Source organism: Streptosporangium sp. NPDC003464 (assembly GCF_053588315.1).
In genome coordinates this window covers 15,278-32,534 of sequence record NZ_JBSFPS010000096.1, presented here as the reverse complement: position 1 = coordinate 32,534, position 17,257 = coordinate 15,278, and the positions used below count along the sequence as shown (strand labels likewise).

General features: G+C 72.0%; 21 protein-coding genes. 6 read left to right on the top strand and 15 right to left on the bottom strand.

The features are described 5' to 3' along the window. Together ACWDS7_RS21970 and ACWDS7_RS21965 are read right to left on the bottom strand one after the other, a co-directional pair. On the bottom strand, positions 1 to 318 hold a 318-nt coding region (locus ACWDS7_RS21970; RefSeq protein WP_451930770.1), incomplete at its 3' end, for a hypothetical protein. After that, positions 315 to 1,280: a helix-turn-helix domain-containing protein gene (locus ACWDS7_RS21965; protein WP_451930769.1), complete on the bottom strand. Its 966-nt coding sequence runs from the start codon at positions 1,278 to 1,280 to the stop codon at positions 315 to 317. The genes ACWDS7_RS21970 and ACWDS7_RS21965, both read right to left, overlap by 4 nt. Positions 1,281 to 1,396: 116 nt before the next feature. Between ACWDS7_RS21965 and ACWDS7_RS21960 the strand changes: the two genes are divergently transcribed. After that, entirely contained in the window at positions 1,397 to 1,753 is a 357-nt protein-coding gene (locus ACWDS7_RS21960; protein ID WP_306871039.1) for a VOC family protein, read from the top strand. Between the two features lie 12 nt (positions 1,754 to 1,765). Continuing rightward, a complete protein-coding gene (locus tag ACWDS7_RS21955; RefSeq protein ID WP_451930768.1) occupies positions 1,766 to 2,185 on the top strand; it encodes an SRPBCC family protein in 420 nt (139 codons plus the stop codon). Positions 2,186 to 2,274: 89 nt separating this feature from the next. Here the strand turns inward: ACWDS7_RS21955 and ACWDS7_RS21950 are convergent, their stop codons facing one another. The 9 genes from ACWDS7_RS21950 to ACWDS7_RS21910 form a co-directional block, all read right to left on the bottom strand. Then, positions 2,275 to 3,489: an alpha/beta hydrolase family protein gene (locus tag ACWDS7_RS21950; RefSeq protein ID WP_451930767.1), complete on the bottom strand. Its 1,215-nt coding sequence runs from the start codon at positions 3,487 to 3,489 to the stop codon at positions 2,275 to 2,277. A gap of 150 nt (positions 3,490 to 3,639) precedes the next feature. Next, positions 3,640 to 5,064, bottom strand: coding sequence for a S41 family peptidase (locus ACWDS7_RS21945; RefSeq protein WP_451930766.1), 1,425 nt, complete (start codon positions 5,062 to 5,064; stop codon positions 3,640 to 3,642). Between the two features lie 11 nt (positions 5,065 to 5,075). After that, positions 5,076 to 6,137 carry an ABC transporter permease gene (locus tag ACWDS7_RS21940; RefSeq protein ID WP_451930765.1) on the bottom strand — a complete coding sequence of 354 codons (1,062 nt, stop codon included), beginning with the start codon at positions 6,135 to 6,137 and terminating at the stop codon, positions 5,076 to 5,078. Further along, positions 6,134 to 7,021 carry an ABC transporter ATP-binding protein gene (locus ACWDS7_RS21935; RefSeq protein WP_451930764.1) on the bottom strand — a complete coding sequence of 296 codons (888 nt, stop codon included), beginning with the start codon at positions 7,019 to 7,021 and terminating at the stop codon, positions 6,134 to 6,136. The genes ACWDS7_RS21940 and ACWDS7_RS21935 overlap by 4 nt, the downstream gene beginning before the upstream one ends. Continuing rightward, positions 7,018 to 7,410 (bottom strand): GntR family transcriptional regulator, encoded by a 393-nt coding sequence (locus ACWDS7_RS21930; RefSeq protein ID WP_306871051.1) that lies wholly within the window; start codon positions 7,408 to 7,410, stop codon positions 7,018 to 7,020. Before ACWDS7_RS21930 ends, ACWDS7_RS21935 begins: the two co-directional genes overlap by 4 nt. 340 nt (positions 7,411 to 7,750) lie before the next feature. Continuing rightward, positions 7,751 to 8,656: an NADP-dependent oxidoreductase gene (locus tag ACWDS7_RS21925; RefSeq protein ID WP_451930763.1), complete on the bottom strand. Its 906-nt coding sequence runs from the start codon at positions 8,654 to 8,656 to the stop codon at positions 7,751 to 7,753. Between the two features lie 75 nt (positions 8,657 to 8,731). Further along, positions 8,732 to 8,959, bottom strand: coding sequence for a hypothetical protein (locus ACWDS7_RS21920; protein WP_451930762.1), 228 nt, complete (start codon positions 8,957 to 8,959; stop codon positions 8,732 to 8,734). Further along, entirely contained in the window at positions 8,919 to 9,788 is an 870-nt protein-coding gene (locus tag ACWDS7_RS21915) for an aldo/keto reductase (RefSeq protein ID WP_451930761.1), read from the bottom strand. The genes ACWDS7_RS21920 and ACWDS7_RS21915 overlap by 41 nt, the downstream gene beginning before the upstream one ends. Positions 9,789 to 9,814: 26 nt before the next feature. Beyond that, positions 9,815 to 10,666, bottom strand: coding sequence for a helix-turn-helix domain-containing protein (locus ACWDS7_RS21910; protein WP_451930760.1), 852 nt, complete (start codon positions 10,664 to 10,666; stop codon positions 9,815 to 9,817). A 100-nt stretch (positions 10,667 to 10,766) separates the two neighbouring features. Between ACWDS7_RS21910 and ACWDS7_RS21905 the strand changes: the two genes are divergently transcribed. Continuing rightward, positions 10,767 to 10,889: a hypothetical protein gene (locus tag ACWDS7_RS21905; protein WP_451930759.1), complete on the top strand. Its 123-nt coding sequence runs from the start codon at positions 10,767 to 10,769 to the stop codon at positions 10,887 to 10,889. Between the two features lie 125 nt (positions 10,890 to 11,014). Here the strand turns inward: ACWDS7_RS21905 and ACWDS7_RS21900 are convergent, their stop codons facing one another. From ACWDS7_RS21900 to ACWDS7_RS21890, 3 genes are all read right to left on the bottom strand, one after another. Beyond that, the gene (locus tag ACWDS7_RS21900) at positions 11,015 to 11,719 is read right to left on the bottom strand and encodes a ubiquinone/menaquinone biosynthesis methyltransferase (RefSeq protein ID WP_451930772.1); all 705 of its coding nucleotides are present in this window, start codon (positions 11,717 to 11,719) and stop codon (positions 11,015 to 11,017) included. Positions 11,720 to 11,895: 176 nt separating this feature from the next. Further along, on the bottom strand, positions 11,896 to 12,510 hold the full coding sequence (locus ACWDS7_RS21895) for a CatB-related O-acetyltransferase (protein WP_451930771.1): 615 nt from the start codon (positions 12,508 to 12,510) through the stop codon (positions 11,896 to 11,898). Positions 12,511 to 12,597: 87 nt separating this feature from the next. Then, the gene (locus ACWDS7_RS21890; RefSeq protein ID WP_451930758.1) at positions 12,598 to 12,798 is read right to left on the bottom strand and encodes a hypothetical protein; all 201 of its coding nucleotides are present in this window, start codon (positions 12,796 to 12,798) and stop codon (positions 12,598 to 12,600) included. Between the two features lie 103 nt (positions 12,799 to 12,901). Here ACWDS7_RS21890 and ACWDS7_RS21885 point away from each other — a divergent pair, with 103 nt between their 5' ends. Then, positions 12,902 to 13,543 carry a TetR/AcrR family transcriptional regulator gene (locus ACWDS7_RS21885; protein WP_451930757.1) on the top strand — a complete coding sequence of 214 codons (642 nt, stop codon included), beginning with the start codon at positions 12,902 to 12,904 and terminating at the stop codon, positions 13,541 to 13,543. An 81-nt stretch (positions 13,544 to 13,624) separates the two neighbouring features. Here ACWDS7_RS21885 and pdxR read toward each other — a convergent pair whose 3' ends face one another. Continuing rightward, entirely contained in the window at positions 13,625 to 15,088 is a 1,464-nt protein-coding gene (gene pdxR / locus ACWDS7_RS21880; RefSeq protein WP_451930756.1) for a MocR-like pyridoxine biosynthesis transcription factor PdxR, read from the bottom strand. A gap of 47 nt (positions 15,089 to 15,135) precedes the next feature. Here pdxR and ACWDS7_RS21875 point away from each other — a divergent pair, with 47 nt between their 5' ends. Both ACWDS7_RS21875 and ACWDS7_RS21870 read left to right on the top strand, forming a co-directional pair. After that, the gene (locus ACWDS7_RS21875; RefSeq protein ID WP_451930755.1) at positions 15,136 to 15,588 is read left to right on the top strand and encodes a carboxymuconolactone decarboxylase family protein; all 453 of its coding nucleotides are present in this window, start codon (positions 15,136 to 15,138) and stop codon (positions 15,586 to 15,588) included. A 267-nt stretch (positions 15,589 to 15,855) separates the two neighbouring features. After that, positions 15,856 to 17,133, top strand: a complete 1,278-nt coding sequence (locus ACWDS7_RS21870) for an MFS transporter (RefSeq protein WP_451930754.1) — start codon at positions 15,856 to 15,858, stop codon at positions 17,131 to 17,133. The last annotated feature ends 124 nt before the right edge of the window (positions 17,134 to 17,257 follow it).

Below are 17,257 nucleotides of genomic sequence, written 5' to 3'. Positions count from 1 at the left end.
GACGCTGCCGACGACGTGCCGCTCCGCGCCGTGGTCAACCTCCGCGGCGGCATCAAGAAACTGGAGACCCGAGCATGAGTCGCACACCCGACGACCCTCGATCTGGGCGGCGCCCAGGATCAGCGAACCGACGCTCAGGACCACCGCGTCGCGGTATCGGCCCGCGGCGCCCACGGTCAGGGTCACGGTGTCGCCGCCCTCGACCGGGTATCCGCAGTCGGTCAGGACCTGGACGACCTCGGGCAGTCCGGCCAGGTCCAGCCGGCCGCCGCCGGCCTCGGCGATGACGGGGGCGGGCAGCGCGGACACAGCGGTCATGGACGTCCCTTCTCGACGGCACGGGCGTGCCCGCGCGGGACCGACGCGCCAGCGCGGGGGAGCACCGGTCGAGTATCCCGCACCGCCGGGACCGGGGCGCCCGGGTCGGTCCTCACACATCGATCCTGGAGACCGTCTTCTCGTGCCGCCGCCGGTCCAGCACCTCGTGATCGCTGGGGATCACTCGTCCGGCTGTGGGTGAGCAGCCGGCGTAGCGCGGTCGGTGTGTGCCCCAGGTGCTCGCCGACGGTGCGGGTGAGGTGCGCCTGATCGGCGAAGCCGAGGTCGGCGGCCAGTTCGGCGAGGCCGACTCCGCCCTCCGCGAGCCGGTCCATGACCCGGCCGACGCGGACGCGGTTGCGGTAGCGGGTCAGTGACACGCGCATCTGCTGTGAGAAAGCCCGGCTCAGCCGGTATGGAGAGACCTTCAGGAGCCCGGCCAGCGAGCACAGCCGCGCCGCCTCCGGGGCCTCCTCGAGGATCGCCTCACGGGCCGCCGCGACCAGCGCCCGGTCGGTGGGCCCCGGCCGCTCGGCGGGCTGTCCGGCGGCCGTCGCGACGAGACCGAGCAACTCCTCGGTGAGGGCGTAGTCGATGTCGCCGCCGCCGGCGGCGGCCAGCAGGCGGCGGTGAGCCAGGTCGACGCGCGCGTCCACATACACCGTCATCGCGTCCACGGGCCCTTCCCAGAGCCAGGGCGCGAAGCTCACCGAGGTGCAGATGTCGCCGCCGGAGGGGTGTGCGAACCGTTCCTCCTGACCAGGGGCGCCCAGGTAGGCCACCGTCGGATCCAGATCGGCGTCGGAGCCGTCGGTCCACCGCCGGAACCTGCCGCGCCGTACGAGCACCATCCGGTGGTCGTCGCGTGCCTCCGGCTGCGACCACCGGGTGTGATCGGAGCGGCAGGCCACCGTGGTCACGGTGAACTCCGGTCGGGTGGCGAGGGTCACGGCTGACAGCACGTCGCAGACACTACGCCGGGGGTGCGACAGAAACGGCCCGCAAGGATCTTCAAGACCCTTCGGCACGCGAGAGCGGATGCTGGGCGGGCAGAAAACGACACCGAGGAGTCATCCATATGGCCGTTCACGCGGAGCTCACCGCGATCATCATCGACTGCGCCGCCCCGAAGGCGCTCGCCGAGTTCTACCAGAACCTCACGGGCTGGGAGGTCACCTACAGCGACGACGATTCCGTCTACCTGGGCGACGGCCCGATCCAGCTCGCCTTCCAGCGGGTCGCCGGCTACCGGGGGCCCGGCTGGCCTGACGCCGCCAAGCACGCCCACCTCGACTTCAAGGTCACCGATCCGGAGGCCGCGACCAGGGACCTGCTCGCACTCGGCGCGACCAAGCCCGACTTCCAGCCCGGTGAGGGCCGGTGGACCGTCCTGGCCGACCCCGAAGGACACCTCTTCTGCATCGCCGCGGCCTGACCGGGAGTGTCAATGGCCTCCATCCACAGGGAGTTCGTCGTCAACGCCACGCCCGACGAGGTCTGGGACGTGCTCAGCGACTACGGCGCGGTGCACGAACGCCTCGCCCCCGGCTTCGTCACCGACACGCGCCTGAGCTCGGACATCCGTACCGTCACGTTCGCCGACGGCACCATCGTCCACGAACGGCTCGTCGACCTCGATCACGACAACAGGCGCGTCGCCTACACCGTCGTCGGCGGGAGCCTCCACCCCTCCCACCACCATGCCTCGATGCAGGCCCTCGCCGAAGCGGGCGGCCGGACCAGGCTCGTCTGGCACACCGACGTCCTGCCCGACACCCTCGCCGCCCCGATGGCCGAGTTCGTCGAACACGGCTCGGCGGTCATGCGCCAGGCCCTGGAGACGGAGGCCCCCGGACCGGGCCGGTGAGCGCCTCTCGCTGACCCGCCGATACCCCGGCCGACGGCCCTCCCGGACGATCCGGGAGGGCCGCCGGCCGGGGCGCTGACGGCGATCCGCTACCGGCAGGTCTTCCCGGCCGGGGCGCAGAGCTCGACCTCGGGGTAGCGGAGCGACGGTCTGTCCAGCAGGGGTTGACGCCCGGTACGTAGGTGCAGGTCGAGGAAGGCCCGGACGTACGTGCGGGTGATCTCCACGGAGCGGGCCGCCGACAGATCGCCCGGGACGCCGATGCCGAGAGCACTCGCCAGGAGCGGCACATCGGTGAAGGACTGGTGATCCGCGCCGGGCAGCAGGAGCCAGCGCTTCCAGCCGGTCAGGAGCTTCCAGTCGCGATCCCACGAGTTGTCGCGGCCTCCGGGCGGGTGGCCTGCCGAGCCCATGAACAGGAACGGCCGCGACAGCCCGCTCTTCGGGATCCGGGCGTAGGTGGTGCCGTCCATGTCGATCCCGGCGCGTATCCGGGAGTCCTTCAGCATGGCCGCGATGGCGCCGGCCCCTCCGATCGACTGGCCGGCCATCGCGATCCTGGACGGATCGATCAAGGAGGAGCCCTCCCACTCCGCGCTCGGCCCGGACAGCCGGTCGAGCACGAAGGAGACATCGGCCGCCCGGACCCCGACCACCTTCGTGCCGAAGCCGGAGTCCGAGTCGCTGTCGCACGCGACGCATCCGGCGACTCGGCCGTCCGGGAAGGTCGTCGCGTAGTTCTCATACGTATGGTCGATACCGGCCACCGCATACCCTCTGCTGGCCAGCTCCTCTCCCAGGGCCGTGAGCGTGCTGCGGGGCATGGTGAATCCGGGAGAGAGCACCACCAGGGGCAGGCTGCCCTTGCGCCCCGCCGGTCTCGCGTCGCTGAAGGCGTTGGTGCGCGTCTTGCTCAGCACGTCATACGGTGCGCCGGTCACCCTCCTGCCCTTCAGGGTGAGCTCCGACTCCTTCACGGTCATGTACCGGGCGCGCCGCCCCTCACGGGCCCGCGTCGGATACCACAGGGTGACCATGAGCTCCCTTGCCCCCGCTTCGGGCGCCCACGGGTCGGGGCGGGAGGCGTCCTTCAGATGCAGGGCGGTGGTGCCGACCCGATGGGGGCCGGTGGGTGCGGGCAGGGCCGGGACGTCCGTGGGGTCGGGCGACGGGCCGGTGGACGCGGCGGCGACGGACCGGGGAGGGGCGGGCGCGGAGCAGGCGGCCGCGACGAGGACGGCCAGCGCGACGGCGGCCGCCAGGCCGGCACGCAGGACCGGCTCCGGTCTGATGGCATGACGCATGAAGCAGTCCGTCCTTTCGGTGGGACGACCTGAGGGTGGGGGATGAGGGGGGATGAGGAACGACCTGAGGGCGGGGGATGCCTGAGGGCGGGGATGAGGGACGACCTGAGGGCGGGGATGAGGCCCGCGGGGCCGGCTCAGCCGGGGGTGTCACCTGTGCAGCAGGGTCAGGGCCCTGGCCAGAGCAGGGTCGCGCCCGGCGGCGGCGTCCTCCGGGGTCAGCGGCACATGGTGGTCGGGCGCCACGCCGACCCGGTCGATCACCTCGCGGTCGGGGGCCAGGTGGTGCTTCGACGGGAACCTCAGGACGGTGTTGTTGCCGAGGAGGTAGGGCTGCGCCGGGCCCGAGACGATCCCCGCGGTCCGCGTTCCGACCAGCCGGCCCAGGCCGAGGTCCTTGACGGCGGAGCTGAAGTGCTCGCACGCCGAGGCGCAGCCGCGGTCGGTGAGCACCACCAGCGGCAGGTCGAGCAGGGTGACGCTGTCATCGGTCCGCATGGTTTCGCACTCGCCGTCCGGGGCGCACTGGTAGGCGGTGACCCTGCCGTGGGCGAACCCGCCCAGCAGCCGGTTCACCTCCTCGGGGCTGCCGCCGCCGTTGCCGCGCAGGTCCAGCACGACGCCGGTGAGCGTCCGGCCGGTGCGCAGCCTGGAGATCGCTTTGAGGACCCGGTCCGCGGCGCCGGAGGCGAAGCCGCCCAGCCGTACATGGGCGATGTCGCCCTGCAGCAGCTTGGCTGTCACCACTTGCCCGGTGTCCGGATCAGGCTGGTACAGGCCGGGCTTCAGCGTCACGGTCCGGCGGCGGCCGGTGTCCTGCCGCAGTATCCGGAGCCGGACCGGGCCGGCCTCCGGATACTGCGGGTAGAGCGCGGTGACAGCGGCCGGGGTGAGGTTCCCGTCGATGAAGGGCGCCGATCCGTTGACCGATTCGACGACGTCGCCGGGGCGCAGTCCGGCGCTCCTCGCGGGTCCGCCCAGGACGGCGGTGACGAACAGCGGGGGCAGGGCGGTCCCGGGGTTGCCGGTCGTCTGGGGGCCGAGGTTGGCCCGCAGGCCCAGGCCGTACTGGTCGCCGTCGTAGTAGTCGGGCGGCCGCCGGACGCCGTAGGTCCAGCGGGCGTGGTTGTCGCCCAGGGCGGCCACGACGGCCCGCAGAGTGGCGGCGGCCAGCTTCTCGCGGAGTTCGGCGTCCTGCGGCAACCGGTCGGTGACCCGCCGGTAGACCGCCTCGAACGCCGCCCAGTCGGTTCTCCGGTCGCCGGTCAACGCCGGCAGGGTGGCTTCGGCCAGATCGCGTCCGCCGCGGTTGAGCTCCTGGGTGAAGGCGACGAATCCCGCGCTCAGCAACGCGCGGGCGTCCAGCGTGGCTCCGCTGTAGTAGTTGGCGAGGATACAGAGGTAGGCCTGCTCGATGACGTCGATCGTGACGGGTGTCTCCGGCGGGGGACCGGCACCCTGCTGAGGCTGCGCGCACGCGGGTGCTCCAGCGGCGGCCGCCTCGCCGGGCTGGGTGCGCGGCGGCGTATGCCCCGTGCAGGCCACCGCCAGGAACAGGGCGAGCCCGGCTGCCATGGCCCTGACGGTCATGACAGGCGCCCGCGGATCCACCGGAAGCAGAACCCCGTCAACCCGAGGGTGAGGAGGGCGTAGATCCCGGTCTCGATCCACTGGAGGGGCCAGAAACGGTCGAAGGGCTGGTAGGTCGCCGCCTGCCGGTAGCCCAGCCGGTTGACCTCGGCCAGGCACCCGTCCGGGCCGTTCCTTCCCTGCCCTTGTGCCTCGGACGGCGCGCAGGGTCCTGATGTCACGGACACCTGAACGGTGGCTCCGGCGGCGTCGGTGCCGACCGGACGTCCGGACGGGTCGAGGAGGTGGCTGGACAGGACCCAGGCGCCCGTGTGGCCGGGTATCGCCGGCTCCAGGGTCACTCGCGGAGATCCGCCGCCGCGGGGCAGGCCGAACGTTTCCACGTTCGCGGGGCCGAGCTCGAAGGTCGAGGTGACCGGCGGGAGCAGGTGGGGCCGGACCAGCAGCGGCAGGGCGATCTGGAGGGCGGCGAAGACGGCCAGGGTGACGGCCATGGCGGGCAGGGTGCGGCGGGCGAGCATCCCCACGGTCACGCCCAGGACGAAGGCGAAGGCCGCGTACCCCATGGGGACGATCCCGCGCGCGCCGAACACCAGGGGGTCCATCAGCGCGAAGCCCGGGGCGGCGGACCTGTCCAGGGGACCGGACCACCAGGTCACCGCGAGGCTGCACAGACAGGCGGCGGCCACGGCGGCCAGGCCGGTGAGCGCGAGTTTGGCGGCCAGCCAGCGGGTGCGGGTGACGCTCTGGTTCCACACCAGCAGGTGCGTACCGGCCTCCAGCTCCCGGCTGATCAGCGGTGCTCCCCAGAAGAGCCCGACCAGGGCCGGAAGGACCAGCACGATGGCGGTGACGGCCAGGAAGGGGGTCTGGTAGTCGGCGAAGAACCGGTCGAAGAAGCGCGCGCAGTCGCCGTCCCGGGCGCAGACGGTGATCCCGGTGGAATACTCGGCGGCCAGGCCCGGGCCGGTCAGGGCCAGGACGGCGGCGAGCACGACGAGCGCCGCGGCCGTCATCGCGGCCGCGCCGCGGAACTGGCGCCAGGTCAGCCAGATCATCGCTGGACCTCCAGTACGACGCGCCGGGCGGCGGCGGGCTTTTCCATGTAGGCGAGGACGAGATCCTCCAGGCTGAGCCGGCTGACCGTCCAGGCGGGATCGTGGATCGTGGCGTCGGTGCGGACGACGAGGGTGCTCTGCCGGTCGGTGTGGCGCACGGAGACGACATGCTGGTCGGCGGGCAGCCGGTCGGGGTCGCGTCGCGGGCCGGTGAGCCGGTGATGGGTGGCCAGGAGCTCGTCGACCTCTCCCGCCACCCGGACGCGCGAGTCGACCAGCACGATCAGGTAGTCACACGTCCGCTCCAGGTCGGCGACCAGGTGGGAGGAGAGCACCACGCTGAACTCGTGCTCGACGACGGCCTCCATCAGGCCCTGCAGGAACTCGCGGCGGGCGAGCGGGTCGAGCGAGGCGACCGGCTCGTCCAGGATCAGCAGCTCGGGCCGTTTGGCCAGGCCCAGGGTGAGGGCGAGCTGGGCGCGCTGGCCGCCCGACAGCTTTCCCGCCCGCTGCGAGAGGTCGAGCCCGAGCCGTCCGACGCGTTCCCGCGCGAGCGCGTCGTCCCAGCCGGGGTTGAGCCGGCTCCCTAATCGCAGATGGTCGGCGACGCTCATCCCGGCGTAGACGGGGGCGTCCTGGGCGACGAATCCGATCTTGGCCAGTTGCGCCGGTCCGCCGGCGGGAGGGCCGCCGAGCACGGTGATGCTGCCGGACGTCGGCGCCAGCCGGCCGCCGGCCAGCTTCAGCAGCGTGGTCTTGCCGGCCCCGTTGGGGCCCACCAGCCCGACGACGTGCCCGGCCGGGATGTCGATGGTGCAGTCTCTCAGCGCCCATCGCCGGCCGTACTTCTTGCCCAGTTCCTGGGCCTGCAGGACAGCGGTCACGCTATGTCCTCCTGAACAGCGGTCCGAAAGGTGGTCATGAACAGGGCCTCGATGCTCTCGTCGTCGAGGCCGGCCAGGCGGGCCTTGGCCAGCCAGCGCCGCAGGTCCTGACGTAACGGGGCGTGCGCGGCCAGCGAGGCGTCGGTCAGCGTCTTCGTCACGAACGTCCCGACCCCCGGCCGGGCAGCCGCCAGACCCGCGTGCTCCAGCTCGCGGTACGCCTTGAGCACCGTGTTGGGGTTGATCGCCAGCCGCGCCACCACCTCCTTGACGGTCGGGAGCTGGTCGCCCTCACGCAGCAGGCCCAGCCGCAGCGCCTGCCGTACCTGCTGGACCAGTTGCAGGTACGGCGAGACACCGGACCGGTCGTCCAGGTAGAACTCGATCACCGTTCCTCCATTTATCTAGGCAACTAGTACTTTAGAATCATAGTTGTTAAGGAGGCGTAAGGATCGCGGTATCGCCCGGCGCCCCGAGCGGCCCATCACCGCGGGCGGCGCGAGACCACCTGACACTCCGGTGGCACTCCGCGATCTTCTGGGTTGAGATCACATGGAGAGGGCCGCCGCGCGATCATCCGGAGTCGGTGAAGACATCCCCAAGATCGCGCGACGGCCGTGGCCGAGAGCGCGGACACTGACACGCGGCGCGGGCTCCCGTCACCACCATCCCCTGAATCCGGGACGGAACGCGCCTGCCGCGGTGACCATGGTGCTCAGGATCGGCTCTCTAGAACACCAGGGCGACCTTCCCGTTGAGCCCCCGGGTCGCCAGGCGTTCGTACGCCTTGCGCACCTCGGCGATGGGGAAGCTCGAATCGAGGCGTAGCCGCAGATCGCCTGTCTCGACCAGCTTGACCAGCTCGGCCAGGCCCGCCCCGTCCTCCTTGACCTGGTGCAGTGTCGTGGTGACACCCCGGTGGCTCAGGTCCGGAGGGGTGCCGTGCTCGCTGGCGATCGTGGCGTACCGGCCGCCGTCGGCGACCGTTTCGCCGACAACAGCCCCGCAGGTGTCGAACACCGCGTCGTAGTGTCGCCGGTCGAGCTCGGCGACATCCGTCACGACCCTCTGGGCGCCCAGCCCGGCGACGAGCTCCAAGTGTGCCGGACGGGACACCAGCGCATCGACCGCGATGCCCCGCGACCGCGCCAGTTGCACGGCGAGCCCGCCCACGGCTCCCGCGGCGCCGGTGACCAGCAGCCGCCGGCCGCTGGAGACATCGAGCCAGTCGAGGGTCTGGGTGGCGGTGAGGCCGGGCAGCGGCAGGGTGGCCGCCTCGACCAGGCTCACGTTCAGCGGCGCGATCGCGAGGGTGTGGACGGGCAGGGAGACCAGGTCCGCCCACGTGCCACGGCCGGCCGCGAGCTGGGCCGACATCGCGATCACGCGTTCGCCGACACTCAGGCCGCTGCCGCCGGGATCGAGGACGACGCCCGCCAGGTCCCAGCCGAGGGTCATCGGCAGAGGGGGGACGCCACCGCGTATCGCGCCTTCGCGGGTCTTGACGTCCACCGGGTTGATGCTGCTGGCCACGGCCCGGACGAGGACCTCGTCCCCGTCCGGCTCGGGCGCGGGAAGCTCCCGGACCGCCACCACCTCCGGACCGCCGAACGTGTCGATGTGCAGTGCGCGCAAAACATTCCTCCTGATTGCTGATTGAAATATGGCGGCATGAGGCGTGAGCGGCAGCGCCCGCGGGCGCGCCTCCGCTCAGCTGCCGACGCCGCTGACCGCGTCCAGCAGGACGTGGGTCGTACGGGTGATGTGGGCCCGCAGCCTCGCCGCTCCGGTGTCGCGGGCGAGGGCCGCCTCCAGCAACCGGCGGTGTTCGCCGGCGATGTCCCGGTCCTGATCCTTGCCGATCGGGCGTGACCAGCGGCGGTAGGGCTCCGCGCTGTCACGGAGAGACGGCGAGCTCGTGCAGCCGACGGCTGCCACAGGCGTCGAAATCGAGTCGCCGCCACTGGTCGTCGCTCAGCCGCAGCTCCGCCGCGGCGACGTTCTCCTCCAGGTGGCTGATCGAGCCGGTCCCCGGGATCGGCAGCACGACCGGCGAGCGGTGCAGCAGCCACGCGAGCGAGACCTGCGCGGCGGTGGCGCCGAGTTCGGCCGCCACGGCGGCGATCTCGGCCGTCGTCGCCGATGCCGCGAGGTGGACGGGCCGCCATGGCAGGAAGGCGATCCCCGCCGCGGCACAGGCGTCGAGCACGGCCTCGTGCTCGCGATCCAGCATGCTGTAGCGGTTCTGCACGCTCGCGACGTCGATGATCTGCCGCGCCGCCTCGAGTTCGGCGACGGTGACCTCCGACAGTCCCAGGTGGCCGATCTTGCCCTCCACCTGGAGCTCGCGCAGCGCCCCCAGCTGGTCGGCGAGCGGCACCGCCGGATCGATGCGATGCAACTGGAGCAGTTCGAGCCGTTCGACCCGGAGCCGGCGCAGGCCCTGCTCGACCTGATCCCGCAGGAAGTCCGGCCGCCCGCAGATCGCCACGTCGTGCGGGGGGTCGGGCGGCGCGACCCCGACCTTCGTCGCGATGAGCAGGCCGTCCGGATAGGGGTGCAGCGCCTCGGCGAGGAGTTCCTCGTTGGCGCCCCACCCGTACAGGTGCGCGGTGTCGATCAATGTGACGCCCAGTTCGACGGCGCGCCGGACCACGGCGATGGAGGCCTCCCGAGCCGGTCCGGGGCCGGTCGGCAGGCGCATCGCCCCGAACCCGAGCCGCCGCACGCCGAGCTCGCCCCCGATACGGAACACAGGTGATGTCATGCGCGGTTACGCCTCTCCCTGGAAAGTCAGCCGTTGACGACGCGGAGCGTGCCGGGGTGGCGGTCGGTCAGGCGATCGAGCGCGGCCGACGACGCCTCGTCCGCCGGAAGGTAGGCGATCAGGCGCAGGTCGTCGGCGAGTTCGAGGGCCTCGTAGGCGAGGCGCAGTTCCCCGGCCTCCGGATGCGCCCAGAGCTGCACACCGGCCCGCTCGGGGACGCCCGGCGTGGTGAGCCGCTCGACGAAGGGGCCGCCGGCCGTGACGGTGAGCTCGTCGGCGAGGGCCGCCACGTGCGGGTCGGCGAGACCGGCCGCGCACTTGAGGATGGCGACCTGCTGGGTCGCGACGGCGTTCCAGTCGGGGTAGAGGCCGCGGGCGCGCGGGTCGGTGAACACGAACCGCGCGAAGCTCGGCTCGGCCGCGTCCAGGAGGCCGGCGGGCCGGGCCAGACGCTCGAAGCCCGTGGTGTACGCGAGCACCTGCGTCATCCGGTTGATCAGCACTGCCGGGGTGGGTTCGAGTCTGTCGAGCAGCGCCCGCACCGTCGGCCGGATGGAAACGACCGGCGGCGGCGCCGAGGGGCAGACGGACAGGCCGCCGCCTTCGACGGCCTTCGCCAGGAGCCTGAGGTGGAAACGCTCGTCGGTGGACATCCGCAGGGCGTCGGCGAGCGCGCCGAGCACCTGGGGGGACGGATGCCGGTCGCGGCCCTGCTCCAGCCGCGCGAGGTATTCGACGCTGATCCCCGTGATGGTGGCCAGCTCGGCGCGGCGCAGCCCGGGCGTCCGCCGCCGGAACCCGGCGGGAAGCCCTACGTCGGCGGGACTGATGGCCTCCCGACGGCTCCGCAGGAACACGCCCAACTCGTTGTCGCTCACACCCGCAACCTAGCGGTCCCCGGCGCGCTTATCGTCACCCTGTCAGGGCCAGCCTCAGCCCGGCCTCCCCGCGCGCCGCCGCCCGGGCCAGATTGGGGGCATGACTTCCAAGACCACCGCCACGGCCATGACCGCTCTGCCGCTCCACACCGGGCACTGGACCCTCGACCTCGGTGACTCCGTCCGGATCCAGCTCGACATGCAGTTCGTCGAGCCCGAGTGACACGGGGGCCGGGCCGTGAGGGCGGCGCGTCGGCGCGGGCGCCCACCTGCTCCGTTGCTCTTCGACACGCGGCGACGTACCCGCGGCTCGAGCGGTGGTGGAAGATCCCTGAGCCTCTCCGGAGGCTACTGTTTCCGGGCCGAGATGATCATGTGGGTGCCGAAGAACATCTTCTTCCACGCTACGGAGGTGAAGCCGACTCGACGGAGGATCGCGACGACCTCCTTCGGAGTCATGAATCCGAGCGTGGATTCTTGCAGGTACGCGTATGACTCACGATCACGTGCGACCAGCTGGCCGAGAAGGGGAATCACGACTCGAACCCCCAGAGTCACCGGGTGACGGAGCGGTCCTCGTGGTGGGCAGGTCTCCAGAATGACGACCCGGCCGCCGGGCTTGAGCACCCGGTACTGCTCTTCCAGCACGCGCTCGACATCGTCGACGTTGCGGAGGAGGTAACCGTGCGTGACGGCATCGAAGGACCCGTCACCGAAGGGCAGGTCGTTGGCGTCCGCGTACTGCCAGGTGATGGCGGAGGCCCCCGGTTTGCGCGCCGCCTCCGTCAGCATCCGCTCCGAGAAATCGACGGCATGGATGGTTGAGTCCGGATACTTCTCTAGTGCGGCGAGAGCGATGACGCCGGTTCCGGTGGCGATGTCGAGCATGCTTCCCCCGGAAGGGACGTTCGCGCTCGCCGCGACGTCACGGCACCAGGCGGCATGTCGCCCCAGCGTCATGAGGCGATTCATCCGGTCGTAGTAGTCGGTGATCTTGTTGAACGTCCGCTGGACCTCCTGGTCCTTGGACGGCGGCGGTTCATGCGATGGCATCTGCACGCGGCTCCTCGGTCACTCCGTCACCCTGCCAGGTCGTCGCCGGCCCTTCCTCCCCCGCGCGGGGGATCGCCCCCCTCGCCCGGGGGATCAGGGCGGCACATGGGCGTGCGGGGTGGAAATCGGGTGAGGCCCGCGTCCGTGACGCGGGCACGGGACGTCCCGTGCCCGCGTCACGTGCGACGGCTGTCCAGGCCGGCACTCTCCAGGTCGGCGATGCTGCCCGACATGATCGCCCGCACGTGCTCGGTGATGCGCTCCGCCGGCCAGTCCCACCAGGCCACCGCCAGCAGCCGGGCGACGTCCTCGTCGCTGTAGCGGGTGCGGATGAGGCGGGCCGGGTTGCCGCCGACGATCCCGTAGTCGGGCACGTCCGAGGTGACCACGGCGCCGGAACCGATGATCGCGCCGTGCCCGATCCGTACGCCTGGCATCACCGTCACGCCGTAGCCGAGCCAGACGTCGTTGCCGACGACGGTGTCCCCGCGGTTCGGCAGGTCGGTGAGCAGGTCGAAGTGTTCGGACCACGAGCCGCCCATGGTGGGGAAGGGGAAGGTCGAGGGGCCGTCCATGCGGTGGTTGGCGCCGTTCATGATGAACCGCACCCCCGTGCCCAGCGCACAGAACTTGCCGATGACCAGCTTCTCCGGCCCGTAGTGGTAGAGCACGTTGCGCGTCTCGAACGCGGTCGGATCGTCCGGGTCGTCGTAGTAGGAATACTCCCCGACCTCGATCAACGGGGACTTGACCAGCGGCCGGAGCAGCACCACCCGCGGCTGCTCGGGCATGGGGTGCACCACGGTCGGGTCGGCGGGAACCTGGGACTTCACGGATCGTTTCCTTTCGCACTCCTGCTGACGGCAGGTGCTCGCAAGTCATGCCTCACGGGACGCCAGGACCTGGCGGCGGATGTCGGAGCCGCCCGCATGACGGCCGGACAGGCCGCCTACGCCGCGGTCACGGCCCCCATGCCCCGGGCCGAGGCCGTGCACGGCGCGCTCCACGCGGGCGCCGGCGTCGTGGCCGCCGCGCAGCTCGAACTCTCCCCGATCAGGCCGCTCACGCTCGGCGAGCACCGGAAGAGCATCGATATCTCCACTAACGCGACAACTTCTACATTAAGATGCTGTCATGACGCTGTCCGCCGAGCAAACCGGAGGCCGAGCGATGACTCCCGCGGTGCCATCGGCACAGGGCGACCCGTCGGCGCCGCCGCCCCGGCGCCGCCCGGGCGGCCGTACCGGCCGCATCCGTGCGCAGGTTCTCGACGCGGTCCGCGCCGAGCTCGGGGAGCGCGGCTACGACGAGCTCACCTTGGATGCTGTCGCGGCCCGCGCGGGCGTGCATCGCGCAACGGTGTACCGGCGCTGGCGGGATGTCGGTGGCCTGCTCGCCGACGTCTTCGAGGCGGCGGGCGACGATGACTGGCAGCCCCAGGACACCGGCTCCCTGCAGGGCGACCTGGCGGCACTGAACCACGAAAGCCAGGCGGCCCTGACCGCGCGGCCGCCGATCGTCGCAGCCCTGATCGCCGCCTCGTTCCGCTCCGAAGAAGCCGCCCGCGGCGTGCGGCGGCTCTGGGAGGACCGGTACGCCCGCTGTGAGGTCATCGTCAGCCGGGCCGTTCGGCGCGGCGAACTCCCGCCGCACACCGACGCGCGGCAACTGCTCATCGCCGCCACCGCGCCGCTGTATCACCAGTTGGTGCTTCTCCGTACGCCGCCCGACCCGGGCCTTCCCGACCACGCGGCCAGGACCGCCGTCCTCGCCGCATCCGCCGGCGCCTTCGTCAGGTCCCCGCCGGTCGGCGACGGGGCCTGAGCACCAACGCGACGGCCGGTGGCGTCCTTGCGCTCCCGCTCGGGCGCCGACCGGATGTGATCGCCGGGAGCGGGGCCGTCCCTACCGCGCCTCGTCGGCCTGCGGCGGGTCGGGCAGGGCCAGGCACAGCGCGTCGACGGCTGCCGTGAACAGGTGCTCGGGGGGCGTGCCGTACCCGATGACGAGGCCGTCGCGCGGAGCCATCGCGCTGCCGGGGTGACGGTAGGCGCTGAGGCCGTCGAGGGCCAGGCCCAGCCGGGTGGCGGCGCGCAGCGCGGCCGCCTCGGTCCCGGCCGGGAGCTGGAGCACCGCGTGCAGCCCGGCCGCGATGCCGTTCACCCGGATGTGCGGGGCCCGCCGGGCGAGCGTGGCCGTGAGCTGGTCCCGGCGCCGCCGGTAGATCTTGCGCATGCGCCGCAGGTGGCGGTCGTAGGCCCCGCAGGACAGGAAGTCGGCGAGCGTGAGCTGGTCCACCACGCCCGACCACACCTCCCGCGGGCCCTTGGCCTCCACGACGCGATCGACGAGCGGGCCGGGCAGCACCATCCAGCCCAGCCGCAGCGCGGGGGACAGGCTCTTGCTCGCCGAGCCGAGGTAGACGACCCGATCGGGGTCGAGACCCTGCACGGCGCCGACGGGGTCGCGGTCGTAGCGGAACTCCCCGTCGTAGTCGTCTTCGAGCACCAGGGCACCGCTCGCGCGGGCCCAGTCGACGACCGCCCCCCGCCGCTCGGGATGGAGCGGCCCGCCGGTCGGGTACTGATGCGCCGGGGTCAGCAGCACGGCGCGCGCCCGCGTGCCGTGCAGTTCCTCGACGCGGGCCCCGTGCGCGTCCACCGTCAACGGGATCGTCGCCGGCCCCGCGTCGGTGACGATCGAGCGGTGGAAGTCCAGGCCGTACGACTCCACAGCGACGGGACCGTCCAGGAGCCGGCACAGCAGCCGCAGCGCGTGGGCGAAGCCGGCGCAGATGACGATGCGGTCCGCTTCGGCGCGTACGCCGCGGGCCCGAGCCAGATACTCCGCCAGGGCGCGGCGCAGTTCGACCCTGCCGCGCGGGTCGCCGACGCCGAATGCGTCACTGGGCGCGGCGGCCAGCGCCCTGCGTGCCGAGGTCGCCCACGCGCTGCGCGGGAAGGCGGCCGCGTCCGGCGAGCTGGGCATGAGGTCGTACAGGACCCGGCGGCGGGTCCGGCGGGCCAGGCCGGGGGCCGCCGGATCCGGCTCCATCGGGGTGGCACGTCGGGCGACCCGGGTGCCCGAGCCCTGGCGGGCCGTCAGCCAGCCCTCCTCGACGAGTTCGGCGTACGCCTCGGCGACGGTGTTGCGGGCGATCCCCAGATCGAGCGCGAGAGTGCGGTAGGGCGGCAGCCGGGTCCCGGGGACGAGCCGCCCGGACCGGATCGCCTCGCGCAGGGCCCTCATCAGACGGGCCCGCACACCGCCGCCACCGGCGAGGTCGAGGTGCAGGTCGCTGCCCGCTCCCTGGTCCGCGGGCTCATCGCCATCCGGCTGCCACGCGGAATTGACCAATGATTTCTCCACGGAAATGAACCATATCTCGGGTGCTTTGCGTCCCTAGCGTTGGCGCCATGACAACCGTTCAGATCCCCGAGCGCATGAACTTCGCCGCCGTCGCCCCCCGCGTCTTCAAGGCCGTCCTGGCCCTGGACGCGGCTGCCCGTGAGGGCATCGACCCGGTGCTCCTGGAACTGGTGCAGATACGTGTCTCGCAGATCAACAAGTGCGCCTACTGCATCGATTACCACACGGCCGACGCCCGCAAGGCCGGAGAGAGCGAGGAACGCATCTACCAGCTCAGCGCCTGGCACGAATCCAGCCTCTACACGGCGGAAGAGCGGGCCGCCCTCGCCCTGAGCGAGGCCGTCACCCTGCTCCCGGGGGGCGTCTCGGACGAGGTCTACGCCCAGGCCCGACAGCACTTCGACGACAGGGAACTGGCCCAGCTCATCGCGCTGATCTTCACCGCCAACGCCTGGAACCGCATGAACGCGACCACGCGTAAGACACCTGGCACGCAGTAGCCGCCCTCACGCTTGCCGCAGCCCACGCCCACGGCCGTACGGCCATCGCCTGTCCCATGCCCGTGCCCGTACGGCCATCGCCTGTCCCACGCCCATGCGCGTACGGCTATCGCCTGTCCCACGCCCACGCCCACGGCCGTACGGCCATCGCCTGTCCCATGCCCATGCCCATGCCCGTACGGCCACCGCCCGTCCCACGCCCATGCCCGCACGTCCACGACCCCATCCCCATGACTCGCGACCTGCTCGCCGACGAAGGAAGACGCCGTGACCCCCACCGATTCCCCTCCGCAGGCCTCTCCCGGCGCCGGCCGCTCTCCCGCCAAGGGGTGGTCCGCCGTGCTCGCCGTGTCGCTGGGCATCTTCGCCCTGATGACCTCCGAACTGCTGCCGGTGGGCCTGCTCACCCCGATCGGCTCGGCCCTGGAGGTCTCCGAGGGCACGGCAGGCCTGATGGTCACGGTGCCGGGCCTGGTCGCCGCCGTCTCGGCGCCCTTGGTGACGGTGGCCGCGGGTGCCGTCGACCGCCGGCTGGTGCTGGCCGTCCTGGTCGGCCTGATGGGCGTGGCCAATCTGGCGTCGGCGTTCGCCACCGGGTTCGCCGTCGTACTCGTCGCACGCGTGCTGATCGGCATCAGCGTGGGCGGGTTCTGGTCCCTGGCCGGCGGCATCGCGCTGCGCCTGGTGCCTGAGCGGCACGTGGCCCGCGCCACCGCCGTCATCTTCGGCGGCGTCGAGGCCGCGTCCGTCCTCGGCGTGCCCATCGGCACGCTGATCGGCGATCTCAGCGGCTGGCGCATCGCGTTCGCGGCCGTCGGTCTCCTCGGCCTGACCTCGCTGGCGGGCATGGTCGTGCTGATGCCGGAGGTGGCGCCGGAGCAGACGATCTCCTTTTCCGCCCTCCCCAAGGCTTTCCGCTCCCACGCCGGCGTGCGGCTGGGCATCGCGATGACATTTCTCGTCATCACCGGGCACTTCACCGCCTACACCTTCGTCAGGCCCATCCTGCAGGGCGACGGCGTCGACGCCGGCGTGGTCAGCACGCTGCTGCTGGTCTTCGGCGTCGCCGGCCTGTGCGGCAACTTCATCGCCGGCGCCCTGATCACCGGACGGCTGCGTCAGGCCGTCGTCACCATCGTCCTGCTGCTGGCCGCGGCCATGGCGCTGCTCGCCGTGGCCGCCGACGGCACCGTCTCGGCCGCGGCGGTCCTCATCCTGTGGGGTCTGGGCTACGGGGCCGTCCCGGTCACCTTCCAGACCTGGATCCTCGACGCCGCCCCGGACGCGGCCGAGGCCGCCTCGTCGCTGTATGTGTCGATGTTCAACCTGTCCATCGCGCTCGGCGCCCTCGCCGGCGGCCTGGCCGTCGATGCGCTCTCCGCGACCAGTACGGCATGGATCGGTGCCGGGCTGGTCCTGCTCACGCTGCCCGTCATCGGCCTCGGCCGGCGCACCGGACGTGAGATCCCTGTGATCCTGCCCGAATCACCCACCGTCATCGAGGCCGCCGGTATCGAGCGGGTCCGGGACGTCCGCGGCGGATAGGCGGTGCTCCACTCGGGCCGGCGTCACCAGCCTCGGAACAGGGGTCCCCGCAGCACCGACGAAATCTCGGTCGGGCACAGCCGCGGCCTGCGGTGACGTCTCCCGGCGCGGAGGTCGGCGTTCG

Bases quoted from the DNA above. Each gene is read 5' to 3' on its own strand.
- ACWDS7_RS21945 (WP_451930766.1), bottom strand. From the start codon at position 5,064: ATGGCAGCCGGGCTCGCCCTGTTCCTGGCGGTGGCCTGCACGGGGCAT.
- ACWDS7_RS21915 (WP_451930761.1), bottom strand. From the start codon at position 9,788: ATGACATCACCTGTGTTCCGTATCGGGGGCGAGCTCGGCGTGCGGCGG.
- ACWDS7_RS21955 (WP_451930768.1), top strand. From the start codon at position 1,766: ATGGCCTCCATCCACAGGGAGTTCGTCGTCAACGCCACGCCCGACGAG.
- ACWDS7_RS21900 (WP_451930772.1), bottom strand. From the start codon at position 11,719: ATGCCATCGCATGAACCGCCGCCGTCCAAGGACCAGGAGGTCCAGCGG.
- ACWDS7_RS21895 (WP_451930771.1), bottom strand. From the start codon at position 12,510: ATGCCCGAGCAGCCGCGGGTGGTGCTGCTCCGGCCGCTGGTCAAGTCC.
- ACWDS7_RS21875 (WP_451930755.1), top strand. From the start codon at position 15,136: ATGACAACCGTTCAGATCCCCGAGCGCATGAACTTCGCCGCCGTCGCC.
- ACWDS7_RS21960 (WP_306871039.1), top strand. From the start codon at position 1,397: ATGGCCGTTCACGCGGAGCTCACCGCGATCATCATCGACTGCGCCGCC.
- ACWDS7_RS21905 (WP_451930759.1), top strand. From the start codon at position 10,767: ATGACTTCCAAGACCACCGCCACGGCCATGACCGCTCTGCCGCTCCAC.
- ACWDS7_RS21940 (WP_451930765.1), bottom strand. From the start codon at position 6,137: ATGATCTGGCTGACCTGGCGCCAGTTCCGCGGCGCGGCCGCGATGACG.
- ACWDS7_RS21950 (WP_451930767.1), bottom strand. From the start codon at position 3,489: ATGCGTCATGCCATCAGACCGGAGCCGGTCCTGCGTGCCGGCCTGGCG.